Source organism: Streptococcus oralis, assembly GCF_001588645.1.
In the GTDB taxonomy this organism is placed as follows: Bacteria; Bacillota; Bacilli; order Lactobacillales; family Streptococcaceae; genus Streptococcus; species Streptococcus oralis_AB.
The window spans coordinates 1-900 of sequence record NZ_LAYF01000012.1; the positions used below are offsets into that span (position 1 = coordinate 1).

At 40.2% G+C, this 900-nt stretch carries 1 protein-coding gene; it reads left to right on the top strand.

The window, feature by feature from the left end:
* Positions 1–900 (top strand): Spy0128 family protein (locus A0739_RS07435; protein ID WP_330996836.1); only part of this gene is annotated, 900 nt, incomplete at both ends.

Sequence of the window (900 nt, forward strand, 5' to 3'; positions counted from 1 at the left end):
GAAGTTGTCTTCAACGTCAACTACACAGAAGCAGGAGAGCACACTTACACTATTACTGAGAAATCAGGAACAGAAGCAGGTGTGACCTACTCAACAGAATCTCACACAGTTAAAGTAACTGTAGCAGATAACGGTCAAGGTCAATTGGTTGCGACTGTAGAAAATCCGAATGCAGAACGTGTCTTCACTAACACTTATAAAGAACCAGCTCCAACAGCCACATCAGCAACACTTGAGTTTACGAAAGAATTGACTGGTCGTACTTTGGTTGATGGTGAGTTCCAATTTGAATTGTACAAAGATGGACAAAAAATTGATACAAAAACAAACCAAGCTGGAAAAGTAACATTTAATGCAATCAACTATGATGCAGAAGGTGAGTATACTTATACTGTAAAAGAAGTGAATGCTGGAGCAACTGGTATTACTTACGATACAGAAAAGACTGCAAAGGTAACAGTAACCAAAGATGCAGCAACAAACGCCTTGAAGGCAACTGTTGAATACCCAGCAGGTAGTGTCTTCACGAATAGCTTTAAAGCACCAGCAGTAGAAGCTACGATTGAAGCAACTAAGAAACTTGAAGGTAAAGAACTTGCGGCTGATGCTTATACTTTCGAATTGAAAGAAAATGGTGCAGTTGTAGCAGAAGCTAAGAATACTGCCGAAGGTAAAGTAGCCTTTGTTCGTTCATTCGAAGAAGCAGGTACTCACACTTATACCTTGGTTGAAAAAGTTGGTACTGAAGAGGGTATTGAATACGATAAGACTGAGCATACTGTAACAGTCACTGTAGTTGCGGATGGTCAAGGTCTCTTGACTGCGACTGTTTCGTATGCAGATGGTAAAGCAGTTGTATTTACAAATAAATACACTGTTCCAAACCCAACACCGGATCCA